Source organism: Idiomarina solivarensis, assembly GCF_033052755.1.
Lineage (GTDB): Bacteria > Pseudomonadota > Gammaproteobacteria > Enterobacterales > Alteromonadaceae > Idiomarina.
Map to the genome: position 1 here is coordinate 64552 of NZ_JAVFHZ010000009.1, position 18961 is coordinate 83512.

The following is an 18961-nucleotide window of genomic DNA, read 5'->3' on the forward strand; positions in this document are numbered from 1 at the left end:
ATAAAAACAGGGCTCAGTGTATCGTTAACGTCATAGCTCGACAGCTTGGGAAATAGAACCAATGATGCAGGAAACATTAAAGATTTTAGTGGTGGATGATGACGCTCGACTACGAAATTTATTGGAACGTTACCTCACCGAACAAAATTTTCAGGTCAGGGTTGCTCACGATTCGGAACAAATGGATCGTTTGCTGAACAGAGAGAACTTTAATTTATTGGTATTGGATTTGATGTTGCCGGGTGAAGACGGACTATCCATTTGTAAGCGTTTGCGCAGCCAGGGTAACAACTTGCCGGTTATTATGCTGACCGCCAAAGGCGATGAAGTGGATCGCATCATTGGTCTGGAATTAGGTGCGGATGATTACCTGGCGAAACCATTTAACCCTCGCGAACTGCTGGCTCGTGTCCGGGCGGTATTGCGTCGCCGTGGCACCGAAGCACCGGGCGCACCGTCACAGGAAGATCAGGAAGTCACTTTTGGTGAGTTTCGTTTAAACCTGGGGACTCGTGAGATGTTCCGTGGCGATACTCCCATGCCCCTAACCAGTGGTGAATTTGCCGTACTTAAAGCGTTGGTCAGTAACGCGCGTCAACCACTGTCCCGGGATAAGCTCATGCATTTAGCCCGAGGCCGAGATTACAGTGCTTTGGAGCGCTCTATTGATGTCCAGGTTTCGCGTTTACGCCGCATGCTGGAAGTTGACCCGACTAAACCCCGTTATATTCAAACTGTCTGGGGATTAGGCTATGTATTTGTTCCGGATGGCCAACTGAAATCCTGATGAAGCTATTTCCCAAGTCAGCGTTTGCCCGCACGGTTGCGCTGCTGGCTTTTGTACTGCTCATTAACCAGCTCGTTTCCTACGTGATGGTCAGCAGTTATGTTGTAAAGCCGTCAATTGAACAAATTAACGAATTGGTGGCTAAACATATTCGCACCATGTTCATTCCCCGTCAGCACTCAGCTGAAACCGAACGCGAACTGATGTCCTATTACACCGAGGCCACAGGTATTGAGGTGTTTAACGACACTGAAGCCAAGCAAAAAGGTTTGGGTAACTCAACTTATTACGGTTATTTGTCGGATGACATGAGTGACATGCTGGGCGGGCCTTCACAAGTACGGATTGCTCAGGGACAGAAATTCTATTTATGGGTGAAGCCACCCCGTGCGCCGGACTTTTGGATACGCGTGCCATTAGACAGCATGCAACGTGGGCAGTTTTCTCCCTTGGTGATGTACTTAGTACTGATTGGTTTGTTGAGTGTGTTGGGCGGTATCTTATTTGCTAATTGGCTGAACCGGCCGTTGAAAGCGCTGGAAGATTCAGCCCGTCTGGTTGGCCGTGGCGAGTTTCCTGAGCAACTCCCCGAAAAAGGAGCAAGTGAAATTATTGCGGTTACCCGGGCGTTTAATCAAATGTCGCGTGGTATTCGCGAGCTGGAAAATGACCGAAACCTCTTGATGGCAGGTGTTTCACATGACTTAAGAACGCCGTTGACTCGTATTCGGCTGGCCGCTGAAATGATGCCTCAGGAAGAAGACTATTTGGCGCAGGGCATTATTGAAGATATAGATGACATGAACGACATCATTGATCAGTTTATCGATTATGTTCGGCTTGATCAGCAAGAGTGCAGCAGTAAAGAATCTCTCAACGAACTAATTGAGCAGACAGTGGCCAATATTCCTGACAACTGGCAAAAACAGTTCGAGCTTAATTTAGGTCAATTGCCCTTAGTCTGGTTACGCCCCTTGTCAATGAAACGCGTTATTATCAACTTGCTGGAAAATGCAGAACGTTACGGTAAAAAACACGTTGTGGTCAGTTCTGGTCATGATAAAAAACAAAAGCGGGTCTGGTTCCGGGTAACGGATGACGGTCCGGGTATTCCTGAAGAGCAGCAAGAAAAGTTATTTGAGCCTTTTACTCAGGGTGATAAAGCCCGCGGTGGGGTTGGTTCTGGGCTGGGACTGGCAATTATTAAGCGTATTGTTGACCGTCACGATGGTAATATTAAATTACAAAACCGCCCGGAAGGCGGTTTGTGTGTACGAATTGAGCTGCCGCTGCATCAGCATTGGCAAAAACCTTAGTTACTGCAGCAAACGGTTAATACCGTTTAGCGCTGCAACGCGGTACGCTTCCGCCATGGTTGGGTAGTTAAATGTGGTGTTGACGAAGTAGTCGATGGTATTGCCACCGTTCTTCTGCTCCATAATAGCCTGACCAATGTGCACAATTTCTGATGCTCGCTCTCCAAAGCAATGAAGCCCCAGCAGCTCACGAGTCTCACGATGAAATAATAGCTTCAGGCAGCCAACATCGGCACCTGATATTTGCGCTCTTGCTAAGTGCTTAAATTGCGCGCGACCCACTTCGTAGGGAACTTTCATTTCTGTCAGTTCTTCTTCGGTTTTACCGACTGAGCTAATTTCGGGAATAGTGTAAATACCCGTCGGTATATCACTGACCAATGCTTTGTCGCAATTGCCGTTAATAATGGCAGACGCACAGATGCGGCCTTGGTCGTAGGCTGCACTGGCTAAGCTGGGGTAACCGATAATATCGCCTACGGCATAGATGTTCTCCACCTCCGTCTGGTAGTTGTCATCCACTTCCAGTTGTCCGCGGTAGTTAGGCTCAAGATCTACTTCCTGGCAGTTGAGTTCTTCAATATTGCCTGAACGACCATTGGCAAATAGCAGACAGTCCGCGGTCATGGTTTTACCCGACTTGGTTTTCATCACGACTTTGTCATCGTATCCGGTAATGGTGTCGTACTCTTCGTTGTGACGAATGACTACACCGCTGTTGCGCAAGTGGTAACTGAGTGCATCGGAAATTTCGGCATCCAAAAATGACAGCAAACGCTCGCGTTGGTTAACTAAGTCAACTTTTACGCCCATACCGCGAAAGATACTGGCGTACTCGCTGCCAACCACACCCGCACCATAAATTAAAATGGTTTTAGGTTCGTGAGACAACGACAGAACTTTGTCTGAGTCGTAAATTCGAGGATGTGAGAAGTCGACGTCTTTTGGGTTGTAGGGGCGCGATCCGGTCGCTATAACCACGTGTTTTGTTATCAAGTCATCGACAGAGCCATCCAGCTTCGTGACCCGAATGCGATTTTTGTCCAAAAAGGAAGCTTTACCATGTATTACCGTCACGTCATTGCGATCGTAAAACGAACTGCGTAGCTTGACCTGTTTGCGAATAACGGACTCAGCGTAATGCAGTATATGGCTGAAAGTCATGCCGCTTTGCCAGCCCGGGCCCGAGAACAAGGGATTATTATTGTACTCAATAAGTCGGCTGACTGAATGACGCAGCGCTTTTGAAGGTATGGTGCCCCAGTGGGTACAGCCGCCACCTAACGCTTTGTGCTTTTCTACTATGGCAACATTGTAGCCGCTTTTGGCCAGTTGCATGGCAGCGCCTTCGCCGCCGGGACCAGTACCGATGACAACCACATCGAATTCAGTTTCGGTTTCAGGCTTTATTGCAGTCATATTACTCGCTTCACTACCGGTGGACGGGCTTTAGATAGTAGCACTCTATAAGAAAAGCGTAAATTGACACTGTTTTCTGTGCGCAGAGTCGTTATAGTAAAGAGAGACAATGACTTGGATCTGTCGTATGAGTAAAGAAAAACAAGTCCCGCAAATTTTATCCCGCCGCGTTGTGGCGCAAAGCCGCCTCATGCGCGTCGAAGCGGTTGATCTTAAGTTCAGCAATGGCGAGCAGCGCCAGTTTGAGCGTATGAAAGGCAGCGGCCGTGGCGCCGTTATGATTGTGCCTTATCTGGACCATGACACTTTGTTGCTTATTCGAGAGTACGCAGCGGGCCTCCACGACTATCAACTGGGTTTTCCCAAAGGTCTTATTGACCCGGGTGAAACACCAGAAGAGGCGGCGCAACGTGAGCTAAAAGAGGAAGTGGGCTACGGCAGCCGTGAACTCGAGTTTTTGATGGAAGTGACATTGGCGCCTCAGTTTTTTTCGGCCAGAATGAGCGTGTTTGTCGCCCGCGACTTGTACCCTGAGAGTTTACCTGGCGATGAACCTGAGCCGTTGGAAAAGGTCACCTGGTCAATAAGCGACATTGATAACTTATTGGCGCAGCCGGACTTTTCAGAGGCCCGCAGCGTTGCTGCGCTTTTAATGCTTTTGCGCAACGAAAATAAGGGTCAGTAGTGGCGGCAACTATGCTGGATAGACTCAAAGAAATTGCCCAAGAGGCCGGCGCCGTTATTCTTTCCATGTACGAACGGCGTGACTACAGCACCGCAGAAAAAACCGATGACTCGCCCGTCACCACCGCCGATCTTGTTGCCAGTGAACTTATTGAAGACCGGCTGAAACAATCGTTTCCTGATATTCCTGTTATTTCAGAAGAAAGTGAACACCAGGACTACAACGAGCGTCGTCAGTGGAAAGCCTACTTTATTATTGATCCAATCGATGGCACCCAGGAGTTTATTGCTCGCTCCGGTGATTTTGCTGTCAATATTGCTTATGTGGAAAAGAACGAACCGGTTATTGGCGTCATCTTCTGGCCGGTAGGCGAAACACTTTATTACGCTGAAAAAGGCACGGGTGCGTTTAAACAAGATGCGCTTGAAAATAAATCAATTAGTGTGCGCAAATTCAGTGATCCTCAAACCGACCCCATTGTTATTGCTATTAGCCGCAGACAGGCAAGAGAATCGGTAATGAACCGTTTGAAAACCGAGCGTGATATTCAGCCTTTGCCTACTGGCAGCTGTTCACTCAAAGCCTGTTTTATTGCTGAGGGTAAAGCGGATTGTTTTTTAAGGCTAGGCCCCACAGGTGAGTGGGACACCGCCGCTTCGCAAGTCATTGTGGGTGAAGCGGGCGGTTGTATTGTTAATGAGAACTTTGAGCCTATTACTTACAACCGAACCGTCAGTTTGCTCAACCCCAATTTTTTGGTTTTGGGAGACCAGAACGTGCCCTGGGACGACATTTTTATTGCTCGTCAGGCACGCTTCCGGTAACGCTGTCTTTGTCCACGACGTCGACGCTTTCATGTAATTCAGAATAAACAATAACGGCAGCTCCGGACTTTAAACGCTGTTTTAACTGCTCCACTTTTGTTTCAAAGCTCAGCTCCTGACTGCCGTAATCTGTGCCTTCTCTTAGCACCACCGATTCCATTAAATTGTTCAGCGTTTCCTGATCAATTTCTTGCCATGGAATAATCATTTATCCTCCGCTTGTTGTAATTTCTGATTGAGCTCAGCCAGTTCTTCTTCCGCAGTCATCCACCGCTCTTCCTGTTGTTGCAGCTCCTTTTGTGCCTGCGCCTGTTGGTCTAACAGTTTTTGTAACTTTGGTTTGTTGGCATCGTCATACAAGCTGCTGTCGCTGAGTTGTTCGTGAATATCGGCTAATTTGAGTTCGAGTGTATGAATACTCTTTTCCGCCTTTTCTATTTGCTGACGTAATGGTTTGGTCTTCTGCCGCGCTTCTGCTTCTTGGCGTTTCTGCTGTTTACGATCGTCGCGCTGGCGTGTGGTTGGCTGCTCAGTTCGTTTGTCATTCGCTGCCTGCTGTTGCAACCAATCGTGGTAGGCCTCTAAATCGCCGTCGAAAGTTTCTGCTTTACCGGCGGCAACAAGGCAAAATTCATCAACTGTGGTACGCAATAAATGACGGTCATGCGAAACCACTATCAGCGCGCCTTCGTATTCCTGCAAAGCGGCTACCAGGGCATCGCGTAAGCCGAGATCAAGGTGGTTGGTCGGCTCATCGAGTAATAATAAATTCGGGCGTTGATAAATGATCAATGCCAGGGCCAGGCGTGCTTTTTCCCCACCCGACATCGGCTCGACTGAGCGAGTGGCCTGATCCCCGGAAAAGCCAAAGTTACCCAAAAAATCACGTAGCTTCTGCTCGCTGGCCTGTTTGTCAATGCGCTGTAAATGCAGCAGGGCGGAGGCTGCTAGGTCCAGTGTTTCCAATTGGTGCTGAGCAAAGTAGCCGATGCTGAGGCCCGGGTTCACCAACCGCTCACCGGCCATAGGCTCTAGCTCACCAGCCAATAATTTTATCAGTGTTGATTTACCGGCGCCGTTGCGACCAAGTAAACCTAAGCGGGTGCCGGGCACCAGGTTCAGTTTAATGTGTTCAAGAATCGTGGTGTTACCGTAACCGGCTTTAGCATCACGTAGCGTCAGTAACGGGTTAGGCAATTTATCAGGTGTTAGAAAATGGAAGTCGATGCCACTTTCTGCCCGCAAAGGCGCCTGATTAGGCAGTTTCTCAATGGCTTTTAAACGGCTTTGTGCTTGCTTGGCCTTGCTGGCTTTGTAACGGAAGCGGTCAACGTACGTTTGTAAATGTTGGCGCATGACTTGCGCCTTTTCATATTCGCTTTGTTGCTGCGCTATGTGCTCTGCGCGTTGGCGCTCGAACTGCGAGTAGTTACCGCGATAGCTGTTCAGTTTCTTATGTTCAATATGGATAATATCGGTGGTCACGGAATCGAGGAAGTCACGGTCATGCGAAATAAGCAACAAGGTTCCGTCGTATTGTTTCAGCCAGCTTTCCAGCCAGAAAATAGCATCAACATCCAGGTGGTTGGTAGGCTCATCCAGTAGCATTAAATCGGCGCGCGCTATCAATACCTGTGCCAAATTCAGGCGCATACGCCAGCCCCCGGAAAAGGCCTTAACCGGCTGCTGAAGTTGTTCCTGAGTAAAGCCGAGCCCAGCCATTAAGCTAGCTGTTCTTGGTTGGATATCGTAGGCGCCGATAGCGGCAAGTTTATCGTGGCAGTGGGCAATTGCTTCGCCGTGATTATCTGTTTCGGCCTGAGCAAGCTGAGATTCTAACTGACGAAACTCAGCGTCCCCGTCCATTACATAGTCGATTGCGGATTTATCGAGTGCCGGAGTGTCTTGTGCCACACTGGCAATACGCCAGTCGCCGGGTAAGTGGATATTACCGCTGTCAGCACTGAGCTCACCCCGAAGTAACGCAAACAAGGAGGACTTACCACAGCCGTTGCGGCCGACTAAGCCAACACGGTGCCCTGGAAAAACCTGTAAGTCACTGTCTTCAAATAAAACATCACCGCCACGCATTAAGGTGATAGCTTCAGCACGGATCATAAACTACTCTTCATTTTGTACAGCTGTTCAGCTGCGGTATCATAGACGTGTTCTGCTCACAATTCTAACACAGGAGCTGTTGTGGCTAGAGAAAAGAAGCGATTTATTGCGGGGGCCGTTTGCCCTAAATGCGAAGCCATGGACACGCTCATGCTCTTTATCGAAAACGATATCGAACAAGTTGAGTGTGTGCAATGCAAACACCGGTTCAGTGAGCCTAAAGAGCAAGGTGGTGGAAGTCAGCGTCAGTTTGATCAAGTTATTGGCGTATTTAAGCCAGACTAAACCAATTCAGGAGGCATTGTGGCAAACACTGACAGCAACCATTTTACAAACTGTCTTTATCGTGTAGAGCAATTACAGCAAGGTGAGCAAAAAGCCGCTGAGTCTTGTGCTATGACGATGATGCAACTGATGTCAGCAGCGGGTAAAGCCGTTTTTAATCAGTTAAAAACACATTTTCCGGCGCCGGCCCGTATTGCGGTGTGCTGCGGCGAAGGAAATAACGGCGGCGATGGTTACATTGTGGCGCGGCTCGCCCAGGAAGCCGGTTATCAGGTGCAGGTGTTTGCTTTAAAGCCCAACGCAGACCTGCCTCAATCAAGTGATTCAGATGCACATAAGGCCCGCAACGCCTGGCGGGAGCAAGGGGGAAGTGAAAAAGCCCTGCTGGACTGCTCGCCAGAGCAGTTTGATTTGGTGGTCGATGCATTGTTTGGTGTTGGCCTTAATCGGGCGCTTGAGGGCGATCCGGTTAGCTGGGTGCAACGCGTCAACGCCAGCACAACTCCCGTGCTCTCAATTGATGTGCCTTCGGGCCTCAATGCGGATAATGGCCATGTACCGGGGGCTGCCGTTCGTGCCCGTATAACGGTCAGCCTGGTAGCATTTAAGAGAGGTTTATTCACAGGTAAAGCGCAAGATCACACGGGCGATTTGTTCCTGGAGGACTTAGGCATTGGCCGCACCTTCCAGCAGCAAAACGAAGCCGACTGGTTTCGGGTTGAGGCTGGTAGGGTAGAAAGTTGGTTGCCGGCACGTACACGCTGCACTCACAAAGGTGAACAAGGCCATGTACTCATTGTTGGGGGCCAACCCGGCATGTCAGGGGCGGTGATACTCGCAATGAAGTCGGCGTTACGTGCGGGTGCCGGTAAGGTCTCAGTGGCATGCCACCCCGATGTACAGGCTATTGTTGCTGCGGCACAGCCCGAAGCCATGGTACATGCAATTCATGGCGAAGAAACTCTACAGTCGTTATTGGGGCAGGCGTCGGCCGTGGCGCTTGGGCCCGGGCTTGGTCAAAGCCGCTGGAGTCACGATGTTTTTACGCAAGTAATGAAAGCTGATGTACTCAAAGTGATTGATGCTGACGGGTTAAATCTGCTTGCCAGTTATCCGACACAGTCTCCCAAGCTGTTGTTGACTCCGCATCCGGGAGAAGCTGCCAGATTATTGCAGACAACGACGGATGTCATTGAATCGGATCGCTTTGCTGCGACGGTTAAGTTGCGGGAGAAGTACGGCGCTCAGGTATTGTTAAAAGGTGCTGGCTCATTATTGGTCACTGATCGTGGCCGCTGTGTTATTGATCGGGGTTCACCTGCAATGGCTTCTGGCGGTATGGGAGACTTGCTAACCGGAGTGGTTACGGCGTTGTTGGCGCAAAGGATGGCAACGGCGCAGGCGTTAATTGCCGGGGCATTCTGGCACGCCGTCGCTGGTGAAATGGCAGGAAAAAACGGCGAACGTGGAACCTTAGCCTCCGATTTGTTGCCCTATATACGGCGTTTGGTGAATGGATATGGAAGGGACGATGACTGAAGTACACCAATTTGAGCTTGGTAACGAAGATGAAACCTTGGCGCTTGCGAAGACGTTTTCGCAAGTTTTACACGTGCCTTTAGTGGTTTATTTGAGAGGGGAATTAGGCGCGGGCAAGACCGCATTTTGTCGCGGTGTTATTCAGGCTTTGGGTCACGTCGGAGCGGTTAAGAGCCCCACGTATACTTTGGTAGAACCCTACCAGCTAAAGGGTTGGCGCATTCACCATTTTGACTTGTATCGATTAGCCGATCCCGAAGAACTTGAATACATGGGAATTCGTGATTACTTTGCCGACGATACGCTAAATTTTATAGAATGGCCTGATAAAGGGGCTGGCTGGCTGCCCAGTGCGGACATTGAGATCCGAATCGAGTATGCTGGTAACGGACGTAAAATAACTTTCAGTGCGCTCACTGAAGCCGGACATAGAATAATTAAAACATTATGATAAAAAAGCGATTTTGGATAGTCCTGTTTGCTTGTATGCCTTTATGGGCATGGGGCAATGACAGTGTAGACAATGTGAGAGTCTGGCCTTCCCCTGATAAAACCCGGGTGGTTTTTGACTTGTCAGATACACCGGATTACTCCTATTTTACGCTTTATCAGCAAAAGCCTTATCGACTGGTGATAGATTTTAATAATACGTCGTTAAAGGCCGACTTGAAGAACTTGGGGGAAGACTCGCTGTTGGTGAATAAAATTCGCACCAGCACACCGAAAGACAAGCGAAGTACCCGTATTGTCATCGAGTTGGATTCGAAAAGTGATGCAAACTTGTTTACCCTGCCGGCGAATGATTCATATAAAGACCGTTTAGTGGTGGATTTGCCGGGTAAGTCGGTTGAACGAAGTGGCCCTGCGATGTCGGTTGCAGAGTTGGAGGATAGGAAAGTCACTATTGCGATTGATGCAGGGCACGGCGGTGACGATCCTGGTTCTATTGGTCCGCGCGGAACCTATGAAAAGAATGTGGTTATCCGTATAGCGAGAGCGCTGGCCAAACTGATTAACGATGATCCTGGCATGCAGGCCTACTTAATTCGCACCAGTGATTACTATGTAGGCCTAAACGAACGGCCGCAAAAGGCATGGGAAGCAAATGCGGACTTTTTTGTCTCAATTCACGCCGATGCATTCCACGAACCTGAGCCTCGAGGCGGGTCTGTTTGGGTCCTGTCGAAACGACGCGCAGACTCTGAAATTGGTCGCTGGCTTGAGAACCGCGAGCAGCAATCCGAGTTGTTAGGCGGTGCAAGTGCTATTTTGAAAGAAAACGGACACGAACCCTATTTAGCTGAAACCTTGCTCGATATGTCGATGGACAGTTCTATTGCCGGGGCTTACAGTGCGGCCAAGCATATTATTGACGAAATGTCCGATGTGACAAAAATGCATAAGCGAACGCCACAAGCCGCCAGTTTCGCCGTCCTAAAATCGCCGGATAAGCCTTCGTTATTGGTTGAGACCGGGTTCATATCGAATCCACGAGAAGAGCAACTGTTAACCAGTAATGCGCATCAACAAAAGCTGGCGCGCGCGCTTTATAACGGCATCCGCCGGTATTTCGTGAGTAATCCGATAGATAACACTTATCTGGCTAACCAAAGTCATTTCACTTACACGGTTAAGTCAGGGGACTCTTTATCGGTATTAGCGCAGCGTTATAACACCACAGTGAAAGCAATAAAATCTGAAAATGAACTGGCCAGCAACACCTTGAAAATAGGCCAAAAACTGACAATTCCGAGTCGTTGATGGCTATTCAGCAGTTACCGATAGAGCTTGCGAACCAAATAGCGGCAGGTGAAGTGGTTGAACGCCCGTCCTCGGTAGTTAAAGAGCTGGTAGAAAATGCACTGGACGCTGGCGCTACACAGTTGGTTCTGGATATTGAGCAAGGCGGCAGTAAACGCATCCGTATTCGCGACGATGGTTGTGGCATAGTGCAGCAGGAGCTAACTTTGGCGTTAAGCCGCCATGCCACGAGTAAAATTAAGAACCTGGACGATTTGGAGCATATTGGCAGTTTGGGGTTTCGCGGTGAGGCCTTAGCGAGTATCAGCTCTGTGTCCCGCTTACGCTTAATATCCAAGCCAGCAGAGCAGCAAGAAGCGTGGCAAGCCTGGGCAGAAGGCAGAGACATGCGAGTCAATGTTGAGCCGGCGGCACACCCCAACGGGACAACGGCTGATATACAAGATTTATTTTTTAATACGCCGGCAAGACGTAAGTTTTTACGGACCGAAAAAACCGAGTTCAGCCATATTGATGAAGTGATAAAGCGTATTGCTCTCAGCCGGTTTGAAGTTGGGTTTCAGCTTAATCACAATGGCAAGTCAGTTAGGAACTTCCCTCAGGCAATAACTGAAAGGCAGCAGCTACAGCGTCTGGCGAAGATATGCGGCAGTGGTTTTGCGGAGCAGGCATCGACCATTGATGCTGTTGACGGTGACTTTCATTTAAATGGGTGGCTAGTAGCACCTGAATATTGTCGGCATCAGGGGGATATCCAATACTTTTTTGTGAATGGACGCATGATGCGTGACAAGCTGTTGTCGCACGCAGTACGTCAGGCATATGAGAAGTATCTGCCAAATGAACGTGTTCCTACCTTTGTGTTGTATTTTGAGTTGCCGGCCGACCAAGTCGATGTGAATGTGCATCCGGCAAAGCATGAAGTACGCTTTCATCGTCAACGGCAAGTGCACGACTTTATTCTGGCTCGTATAGAACAGGCTCTGATGCAGTTAGTGTCAGCAGAGAGTTCGCAACCCATTGTGAATCACCAGCACCATTATAGCTCGACGCAGTCGTCCTTTTCAGCGCGCGGAGCACCGTCTTCAGCTCAGTCAGGCTCAAGTGTTCTGGGTGAGAGGAAGGCATCGGGATCGTTGTTGCCCAATGCGGCAAAAATGCCAAGTAGTGGAGTAAGATCCGGCCCCGATACTGAGCAAAAGAAAGAGAAAACCTGGCGAGTCCTCACCGTATTTAATGACGTTTATGCACTAATACGTAATGACTCCGCTCTGGCCTGGTTGAATCTTGCCAAGGTGCATACCGAATGCGTGAGTCGCAAGCTGACGAAACAACTGCAGGATGGGCTAAACGGTCGGCCATTGTTAGTCCCTGTGGCTATAAACCTCGCCAACTTGCCGGGTCCGGCAAACTTGTGGCCGCAACAGCAGTTAAACGAGTGCGGTGTCGTGTATCGATGCCAGCGTGAGCAAGTTATTATTGAGCAGATGCCGGAAATGCTGCGTCAGGGCAATGTGGTCAGTGGTTTTAGCGATTTGCTCAAATTAATAATGGACGAGGTTGATAACCATGAGCTGGCAGGTTGGTTGGCACAATTTGCCTGCCATGATTCCTACAGCCTAACACAGGCAGAACACTGGCTTATGCAATGGCGCTTGCAACTGTCAGAAAACGGGGATGCCTTGCAGTGGGTTTCCCTCCCTGGAGAGAATGATGTTTAGCAAGGACGCGGTTATTGCAATATACGGCCCAACGGCATCAGGCAAAACAGCCTTATCGCTGGCGCTATGCGAACAATTGGACTGCGAAATTATTTCTGTCGATTCTGCGCTCATTTATCGGGGGATGGATATAGGCACTGCCAAGCCAAGCCGGGAAGAGCAGGCCCTGGTTCCGCATCACTTATTGGATATTCGGGATCCGGCTGAAACTTATTCAGCAGCCGATTTCCAGAAAGACGCGTTGATTTTAATTGACGATATTCAACAGCGGGGCAAAGTGCCATTGTTGGTTGGCGGGACCATGCTGTATTTTAAGGCCTTGTTAGAAGGGTTGTCGCATTTGCCTGAATCGGACCCCGAAGTGCGCGAAAAATTAACCAGCGACTTGCATGAACGCGGTTTAGCGGCTCTGCATCAACGGCTACAGGAAGTTGATCCCATCAGTTCGAAACGTATTCATCCTAATGACCCTCAGCGTATCTTACGTGCTTTGGAAGTTTATGAGGTTGCAGGTAAAAATATGACGGAGCTGACTCAGCAGCGCTATGGTCAGTTGGATAAACCTATTTATCAATTTGCGGTCGCTCCGGCGAACCGCCAAATTTTACACGAACGAATTGCCCAACGTTTTGACCAGATGCTGGCACAGCCCTTCGAAGAAGAAGTTAAAACGTTGTTTGCGCGGTTGGACTTGCACCCTGACCTTCCTTCCATACGCAGTGTGGGGTATCGCCAAATGTGGCAATACCTGGCAGAAAAACTCAGCTACGACGAGATGAGGGAGCGCGGTATTATCGCGACACGCCAGTTGGCGAAACGACAAATGACCTGGTTGAGAGGCTGGCCGGACGTGCATTGGCTGGAGACTGGCGATGATAATATGCTGGCAAGAGTACTTTCGGCTATAGAACAGCCGGCAAAGAAATTTGAGAGCAAGGATTGAAATCGATCCATTAAGGCCGCAGATCCAAATACGAACTAAATAAGTAATTCTTAACGTTTTTCTTATTGCAAAAATTCTTTACTGGTCTAGTGTGTCTTTACAGGTCACTGCAAATTGGCAGTTCTGTAGCTTACTACTTACACATTGGATATTAATAACGATAAAAAGGAATCCAAGATGGCTAAGGGGCAAACTTTACAAGACCCATTCTTAAATGCGTTGCGTCGCGAGCGTATACCAGTATCTATTTACTTAGTTAATGGCATAAAACTGCAAGGACAAATTGAGTCTTTTGATCAGTTTGTTGTCTTATTAAAAAACACGGTTAGCCAAATGGTTTACAAGCACGCAATCTCGACGGTTGTGCCAGCGCGTATTCCTCAAAACTATTTACCGCAGCAAGCGGTCGAAGATATGGCTGAATTAGAAGATTAATGATGAAAGAGAGGTCTGAACAACTTGTTCGATAGGTATGAAGGTGGCGACTACGCAATATTGGTTCATGTGGATTTACCCGCAGAAGTTGACCGAGAAGATCTCTCAGAATTACAACTCTTAGCTGATTCTTCGGGTGTTAAAACAATGGGAGTGATGACGTCCAGTCGTAACTCCCCAACCCCGAGATACTTTGTTGGTAGTGGTAAAGCGGAAGAAATTGCCGAGCAGGTAAAGTCGTTGGATGCCAACATTGTCATCTTTAATCACGCCTTATCACCCACCCAGGAGCGAAACCTGGAAGCGGTCTGCAAATGCCGGGTGCTAGATCGCACGGGGTTAATCCTCGATATATTTGCCCAGCGTGCAAGAACTCACGAAGGTAAACTGCAAGTCGAATTAGCTCAGCTACGGCATATATCGACCCGACTGGTTCGAGGCTGGACCCACCTGGAAAGACAGAAAGGGGGCATTGGCTTGCGTGGGCCAGGCGAAACTCAGCTTGAAACCGACAGACGTTTAATTCGCGGACGAATAAAAAATATTCTAAAACGGCTGGAAAAAGTTCAGAAACAGCGCGAACAGGGGCGCCGGGCTCGTAAAAAAGCGGACATCCCAACGGTATCACTGGTGGGTTACACCAACGCCGGTAAATCGACCTTATTTAATCGTTTGACCGAAGCCGGGGTTTACGCAGCCGATCAGCTGTTTGCAACTTTGGATCCGACATTGCGTAAACTCGCAGTCGAAGACATAGGCGATGTGATACTGGCTGATACTGTTGGTTTTATACGTCACTTACCGCACGATTTAGTAGCAGCATTTAAGGCAACGTTACAAGAAACCCAGGAGGCCGATCTATTATTGCATGTGGTTGATGTCAGTGATGAACAGCAGCAAAATAATATCGATCAGGTGGCTGAGGTTTTAGAAGAAATTGATGCTGGCGATGTACCACAACTGATCATTTGTAATAAAATCGATCAAGTTGACGGTGCTGAACCGCGAATTGACTACGATGATAACCAAAGGCCAATCAGGGTTTGGGTTTCAGCTCAGCAAGATCTAGGCATTGGGCATGTGCTGGAAGCGCTACGCCAGATACTGGGTCCACAGATGGTCGAGCTAACCCTGAAAATCCCGCACTCAATGGGTAAATTACGTGGTACATTATACCGTTGGAATTGCGTAACATCGGAAGATGTTAACGAAAATGGTGAACTTGCATTGCAAGTGCGCATGTCATCGGTAGACTGGCAGCGTTTACATAAGGCCTATGGCAATCAACTGGACGATTTAGTCGTTCAGTAATAATAATTTTTTAGCAACAGTTTTAGTAAAAACTTGGAGCACTCAATGGCTTGGAATCAACCGGGGAACGGAAACAACAATGACCGTGACCCATGGAAAAATCAAGGTGGCAAAGATCAAGGGCCGCCTGATCTCGATGAAGCAGTTCGTAAACTGTTATCTAAATTCGGCTTCGGCGGAAAAAAAGGCGGAGGTTCAGGCGGCAGTTCAGGTCTCCCGGCTAAAGGCATCGGTATTATCGCAATTATTGCGTTAATTGTTTGGTTTATTGCTGGTTTTTACACGGTAAAGGAAGCCGATCGAGGCGTCGTACTGCGTTTTGGACAATTCCATACGCTGGTTGAGTCAGGTCTCCATTGGCGCCCGTTGTTTATCGATTCGGTAGAGCATGTCGATGTGAACAATATCCGTTCGGACAGAACCGAAGGCTACATGCTGACGCAAGATGAGAACGTTGTGCGCGTCGAATTGGACGTTCAGTATCGGGTAGTTGACCCTAGAGCTTATTTATTTAACGTGCAAAATGCCGATGGCGTATTGTCTCGTGCAACAGACAGTGCGTTGCGCTATGTGGTTGGTCACACCACCATGGACGAAGTATTGACTCGTGGCCGTGAAGAAGTTCGTGCCCGCACTCTGGAAGTACTAGAACAGACACTGAATAGCTATTCGTTAGGTTTACAGGTCGTTGACGTTAACCTGCTGCCTGCTCGCCCACCGGAAGCAGTAAAAGATGCTTTTGATGATGCTATAGCAGCGCAAGAAGATGAAGAACGTTTCATCCGTGAAGCTGAAGCCTACGCTCGCAAAGTAGAGCCGTTGGCAAGAGGCCAGGTACGTCGTATGTTGCAGGAAGCGCAAGCTTATAAAGAGCAAATTATCCTGGAAGCTAAGGGTGAAGTTGCGCGCTTTGAAGAGCTGTTACCGCAATACCAAAATGCGCCGAAAGTCACTCGTGAACGTATCTACCTGGATACTTTACAGGAACTTTATAGAAAAACACCTAAAGTGCTGGTCGATGTCGAAGGTGGTAACAACATGATGTACTTACCACTAGAAAAGCTTCTCGAGAAGCAAGGTCGAAATACGACGGAATTTTCTCCGATGCGCGTTCCTGAAGTGAATAGCGATGGTTCTGTGAATAGCGGAACTCAATCACAGAATACGCGCAGTAGTGATCGTAGCGGAGGTCGAAACGAATGAAGAACCTAATCGCAATTATCGTTGTGGTCCTGGTCGCTCTGGGTCTGTCCTCCCTTTACGTGGTGAAGGAAGGCGAACGTGCTATCTTAATCCAGTTCGGTAAGGTTGAGCGCAACGCACAAACCGGTGAAGCCAAAGTTTTTGAACCTGGCCTCCATCTTAAAATTCCTTTCATTGAACAAGTAAAAACGCTCGATGCGCGTTTGCAGACATTGGACGGTGATCCGGATCGTTTTATTACCAGCGAGAAAAAGGATTTGATTGTTGATACTTACGTTATGTGGCGTATCGATGACTTCTCTACTTTTTACCTGAGCACGAACGGCGGTAACATACTTCAGGCTGAAGCTTTGCTGACACGTCGTATTAATAGTGGTTTGCGTAGTGAATTTGGTAACCGGACAATCTCTGACATTGTATCAGGTGAGCGTGACGAACTGATGCGTGAAGCATTAATTCGAGGAGCCGAAAGTGCGTCTGATCTTGGTGTTGAGGTTATCGATGTTCGGGTAATGCAAATCAACTTACCAGACGAAGTCAGTCAGTCTATTTATCAGCGTATGCGGGCTGAACGTCAGGCTGTGGCCACAGAGCACCGTTCTGAAGGTCGCGAGCAAGCTGAATTTATTCGTGCCGACGTGGACGCTCGGATAACGGTTATGCTAGCCGATGCGAAACGTCAGTCACGTGAACTACGAGGTGAAGGTGACGCACAGGCTGCAGAAATTTATGCTGACGCCTATCAAAAAGACGCTGAATTCTTTGCCTTTATCCGCAGCATGCAGGCTTACAGCAGTGCATTTGGTAACGGTAACGATATGCTGGTGTTGGATGCAAATAGCGACTTTTTCCGATATCTACAAAATATGATGGGAAAATCTGAAGAGTAATCATGAAAGAGCGTCTGGTGAAATCATCAGGCGCTCTCCTCCGATGTACAAACCCTCCGATAAAAGGTAAGATCGCTCCGATTTTTTTTACGCGGGGCAATCATGAGTCAGAACGTTGTAATTCTAGGCACCCAATGGGGTGATGAAGGCAAAGGCAAAATTGTCGACTTGTTAACCGATAAAGCAACGATGGTTGTGCGTTATCAGGGAGGTCATAATGCCGGACATACATTGGTTATCGACGGTGAAAAGACCGTTCTGCATCTAATTCCTTCAGGTATTTTGCGTACAAATGTCCAATGCGTTATTGGCAACGGCGTCGTCCTGTCTCCTGAGGCACTGATGGAAGAAATGGCGATGCTGGAAGCACGTCATGTTCCTGTTGCTGATCGTCTCAGAATCAGTAAAGCCTGTCCTTTGATCCTGCCATTTCATATTGCACTTGACCAGGCTCGCGAGCGCGCGCTGGGTAAAGAAGCTATTGGCACGACAGGACGCGGCATTGGCCCTGCGTATGAAGATAAAGTGGCCCGTCGTGGAGTGCGAGTGGGTGACTTATTCGATATGAAGCGTTTTGCTGAAAAACTAAAAGAGTTGGTTGATTACCATAATTTCTCTTTAGTGGAATATTACAAAGCTGATGCTATCGACTTTGACACTGTACTTAAGCAGTGTGAAGAATTCGCCGAAGTTCTGAAGCCAATGGTCGCCGATGTACCGGCGTTATTGGATCAAGCGCGCAAGAAAGGCGAGTCGATTATGTTTGAAGGTGCACAGGGCACCTTACTGGATATCGACCATGGTACATACCCGTATGTCACGTCATCTAACACAACCGCAGGTGGCGTTGCGACCGGAGCCGGCTTCGGACCGCGTTACATTGATTATGTACTTGGTATTGTTAAAGCTTATACGACTCGGGTCGGCAGCGGACCATTTCCTACAGAGCTGGATTGCGAAGTCGGACAGCACTTAGGTGAGAAAGGGCACGAGTTCGGTGCAACTACGGGTCGTAAACGCCGTACAGGCTGGATAGACGCTGTTGCCATGCGTCGAGCAGTACAAATAAACTCGATTAGTGGTTTTTGTTTGACGAAGCTGGACGTGCTAGACGGCCTGGAAGAACTGAAGATTTGTACGGGTTATGAGTTAGCCGACGGCAGCGTATCGGAGTATCCACCGTTATCAGCAGAAGATTACGAAGTGGTGAAACCGGTCTATGAAACCATGCCGGGCTGGAAGCAAAGCACGGTTGGCATAACACAACACAATGAGTTACCGCCGCAAGCGCTTGCGTATATTGCTCGCATAGAAGCCCTAACGGGCGTTCCGGTGGATATCATCTCCACAGGTCCGGATCGTAAAGAAACCATCGTTTTACGACACCCGTTTGGGAAGTAAGCGACTATAGTATAGGTTACTAAAAGGCGGTCAGTTTTCATCCGATATAGATAAAAACTGACCAGTCAGTACGAAAAAACTAAAAAAATTACGCGCACCTATTGCACTATCAAATCTAGTACCATAGAATGCGCTCCACCTAACCGGTGGTGCCGGCATAGCTCAGTTGGTAGAGCAACTGACTTGTAATCAGTAGGTCCCGAGTTCGACTCTTGGTGCCGGCACCAATTTAAATTGCAAGACACGGGAGGGGTTCCCGAGTGGCCAAAGGGATCAGACTGTAAATCTGACGGCTCAGCCTTCGCAGGTTCGAATCCTGCCCC

General features: G+C 48.6%; 18 protein-coding genes and 1 tRNA gene. 16 read left to right on the plus strand and 3 right to left on the minus strand.

What is annotated here, in order from left to right; all coding sequences use genetic code 11:
* The first annotated feature begins 61 nt into the window (after window positions 1-61).
* Window positions 62-787, plus strand: a complete 726-nt coding sequence (ompR, locus tag RBK99_RS12895; RefSeq protein WP_317505009.1) for an osmolarity response regulator transcription factor OmpR — start codon at window positions 62-64, stop codon at window positions 785-787.
* Window positions 787-2103, plus strand: a complete 1317-nt coding sequence (gene envZ / locus RBK99_RS12900; RefSeq protein WP_317505010.1) for a two-component system sensor histidine kinase EnvZ — start codon at window positions 787-789, stop codon at window positions 2101-2103. Before ompR ends, envZ begins: the two co-directional genes overlap by 1 nt.
* On the opposite strand, the gene sthA is transcribed toward envZ, so the two are convergent.
* Complete coding sequence (gene sthA, locus RBK99_RS12905) at window positions 2104-3522, minus strand: Si-specific NAD(P)(+) transhydrogenase (protein WP_317505011.1); 1419 nt, start codon at window positions 3520-3522, stop codon at window positions 2104-2106.
* 109 nt (window positions 3523-3631) lie between these two features.
* Here sthA and nudE point away from each other — a divergent pair, with 109 nt between their 5' ends.
* Both nudE and cysQ read left to right on the plus strand, forming a co-directional pair.
* Window positions 3632-4207 (plus strand): ADP compounds hydrolase NudE, encoded by a 576-nt coding sequence (gene nudE / locus RBK99_RS12910; RefSeq protein WP_411161980.1) that lies wholly within the window; start codon window positions 3632-3634, stop codon window positions 4205-4207.
* An 11-nt stretch (window positions 4208-4218) separates the two neighbouring features.
* Window positions 4219-5031: a 3'(2'),5'-bisphosphate nucleotidase CysQ gene (gene cysQ / locus RBK99_RS12915; RefSeq protein WP_317505012.1), complete on the plus strand. Its 813-nt coding sequence runs from the start codon at window positions 4219-4221 to the stop codon at window positions 5029-5031.
* On the opposite strand, the gene RBK99_RS12920 is transcribed toward cysQ, so the two are convergent.
* Complete coding sequence (locus RBK99_RS12920; RefSeq protein WP_317505013.1) at window positions 5003-5239, minus strand: YheU family protein; 237 nt, start codon at window positions 5237-5239, stop codon at window positions 5003-5005. The two genes, cysQ and RBK99_RS12920, sit on opposite strands and share 29 nt — an antisense overlap.
* The gene (gene abc-f / locus RBK99_RS12925; protein ID WP_317505014.1) at window positions 5236-7149 is read right to left on the minus strand and encodes a ribosomal protection-like ABC-F family protein; all 1914 of its coding nucleotides are present in this window, start codon (window positions 7147-7149) and stop codon (window positions 5236-5238) included. The genes RBK99_RS12920 and abc-f overlap by 4 nt, the downstream gene beginning before the upstream one ends.
* Window positions 7150-7230: 81 nt before the next feature.
* On the opposite strand from abc-f, the gene RBK99_RS12930 reads away from it, so the two are divergent.
* From RBK99_RS12930 to RBK99_RS12985, 12 genes are all read left to right on the plus strand, one after another.
* On the plus strand, window positions 7231-7434 hold the full coding sequence (locus RBK99_RS12930) for a YheV family putative zinc ribbon protein (RefSeq protein ID WP_317505015.1): 204 nt from the start codon (window positions 7231-7233) through the stop codon (window positions 7432-7434).
* 18 nt (window positions 7435-7452) lie between these two features.
* On the plus strand, window positions 7453-8973 hold the full coding sequence (locus RBK99_RS12935; protein WP_317505016.1) for an NAD(P)H-hydrate dehydratase: 1521 nt from the start codon (window positions 7453-7455) through the stop codon (window positions 8971-8973).
* Window positions 8966-9424, plus strand: coding sequence for a tRNA (adenosine(37)-N6)-threonylcarbamoyltransferase complex ATPase subunit type 1 TsaE (gene tsaE / locus RBK99_RS12940; RefSeq protein WP_317505017.1), 459 nt, complete (start codon window positions 8966-8968; stop codon window positions 9422-9424). Before RBK99_RS12935 ends, tsaE begins: the two co-directional genes overlap by 8 nt.
* Entirely contained in the window at window positions 9421-10734 is a 1314-nt protein-coding gene (locus RBK99_RS12945) for an N-acetylmuramoyl-L-alanine amidase (RefSeq protein WP_317505018.1), read from the plus strand. The genes tsaE and RBK99_RS12945 overlap by 4 nt, the downstream gene beginning before the upstream one ends.
* Entirely contained in the window at window positions 10734-12455 is a 1722-nt protein-coding gene (gene mutL / locus RBK99_RS12950; RefSeq protein ID WP_317505019.1) for a DNA mismatch repair endonuclease MutL, read from the plus strand. Before RBK99_RS12945 ends, mutL begins: the two co-directional genes overlap by 1 nt.
* Window positions 12448-13398 carry a tRNA (adenosine(37)-N6)-dimethylallyltransferase MiaA gene (miaA, locus tag RBK99_RS12955; RefSeq protein ID WP_317505028.1) on the plus strand — a complete coding sequence of 317 codons (951 nt, stop codon included), beginning with the start codon at window positions 12448-12450 and terminating at the stop codon, window positions 13396-13398. Before mutL ends, miaA begins: the two co-directional genes overlap by 8 nt.
* Before the next feature lie 177 nt (window positions 13399-13575).
* Complete coding sequence (hfq, locus tag RBK99_RS12960) at window positions 13576-13833, plus strand: RNA chaperone Hfq (RefSeq protein WP_317505020.1); 258 nt, start codon at window positions 13576-13578, stop codon at window positions 13831-13833.
* Between the two features lie 24 nt (window positions 13834-13857).
* Window positions 13858-15144 carry a ribosome rescue GTPase HflX gene (gene hflX, locus RBK99_RS12965; RefSeq protein WP_317505021.1) on the plus strand — a complete coding sequence of 429 codons (1287 nt, stop codon included), beginning with the start codon at window positions 13858-13860 and terminating at the stop codon, window positions 15142-15144.
* A gap of 45 nt (window positions 15145-15189) precedes the next feature.
* Window positions 15190-16347, plus strand: coding sequence for an FtsH protease activity modulator HflK (gene hflK, locus RBK99_RS12970; protein ID WP_317505022.1), 1158 nt, complete (start codon window positions 15190-15192; stop codon window positions 16345-16347).
* Complete coding sequence (gene hflC, locus RBK99_RS12975; RefSeq protein ID WP_317505023.1) at window positions 16344-17237, plus strand: protease modulator HflC; 894 nt, start codon at window positions 16344-16346, stop codon at window positions 17235-17237. The genes hflK and hflC overlap by 4 nt, the downstream gene beginning before the upstream one ends.
* Before the next feature lie 102 nt (window positions 17238-17339).
* Complete coding sequence (locus RBK99_RS12980) at window positions 17340-18638, plus strand: adenylosuccinate synthase (RefSeq protein ID WP_317505024.1); 1299 nt, start codon at window positions 17340-17342, stop codon at window positions 18636-18638.
* Between the two features lie 151 nt (window positions 18639-18789).
* Window positions 18790-18865 (plus strand) — tRNA-Thr (locus tag RBK99_RS12985).
* The last annotated feature ends 96 nt before the right edge of the window (window positions 18866-18961 follow it).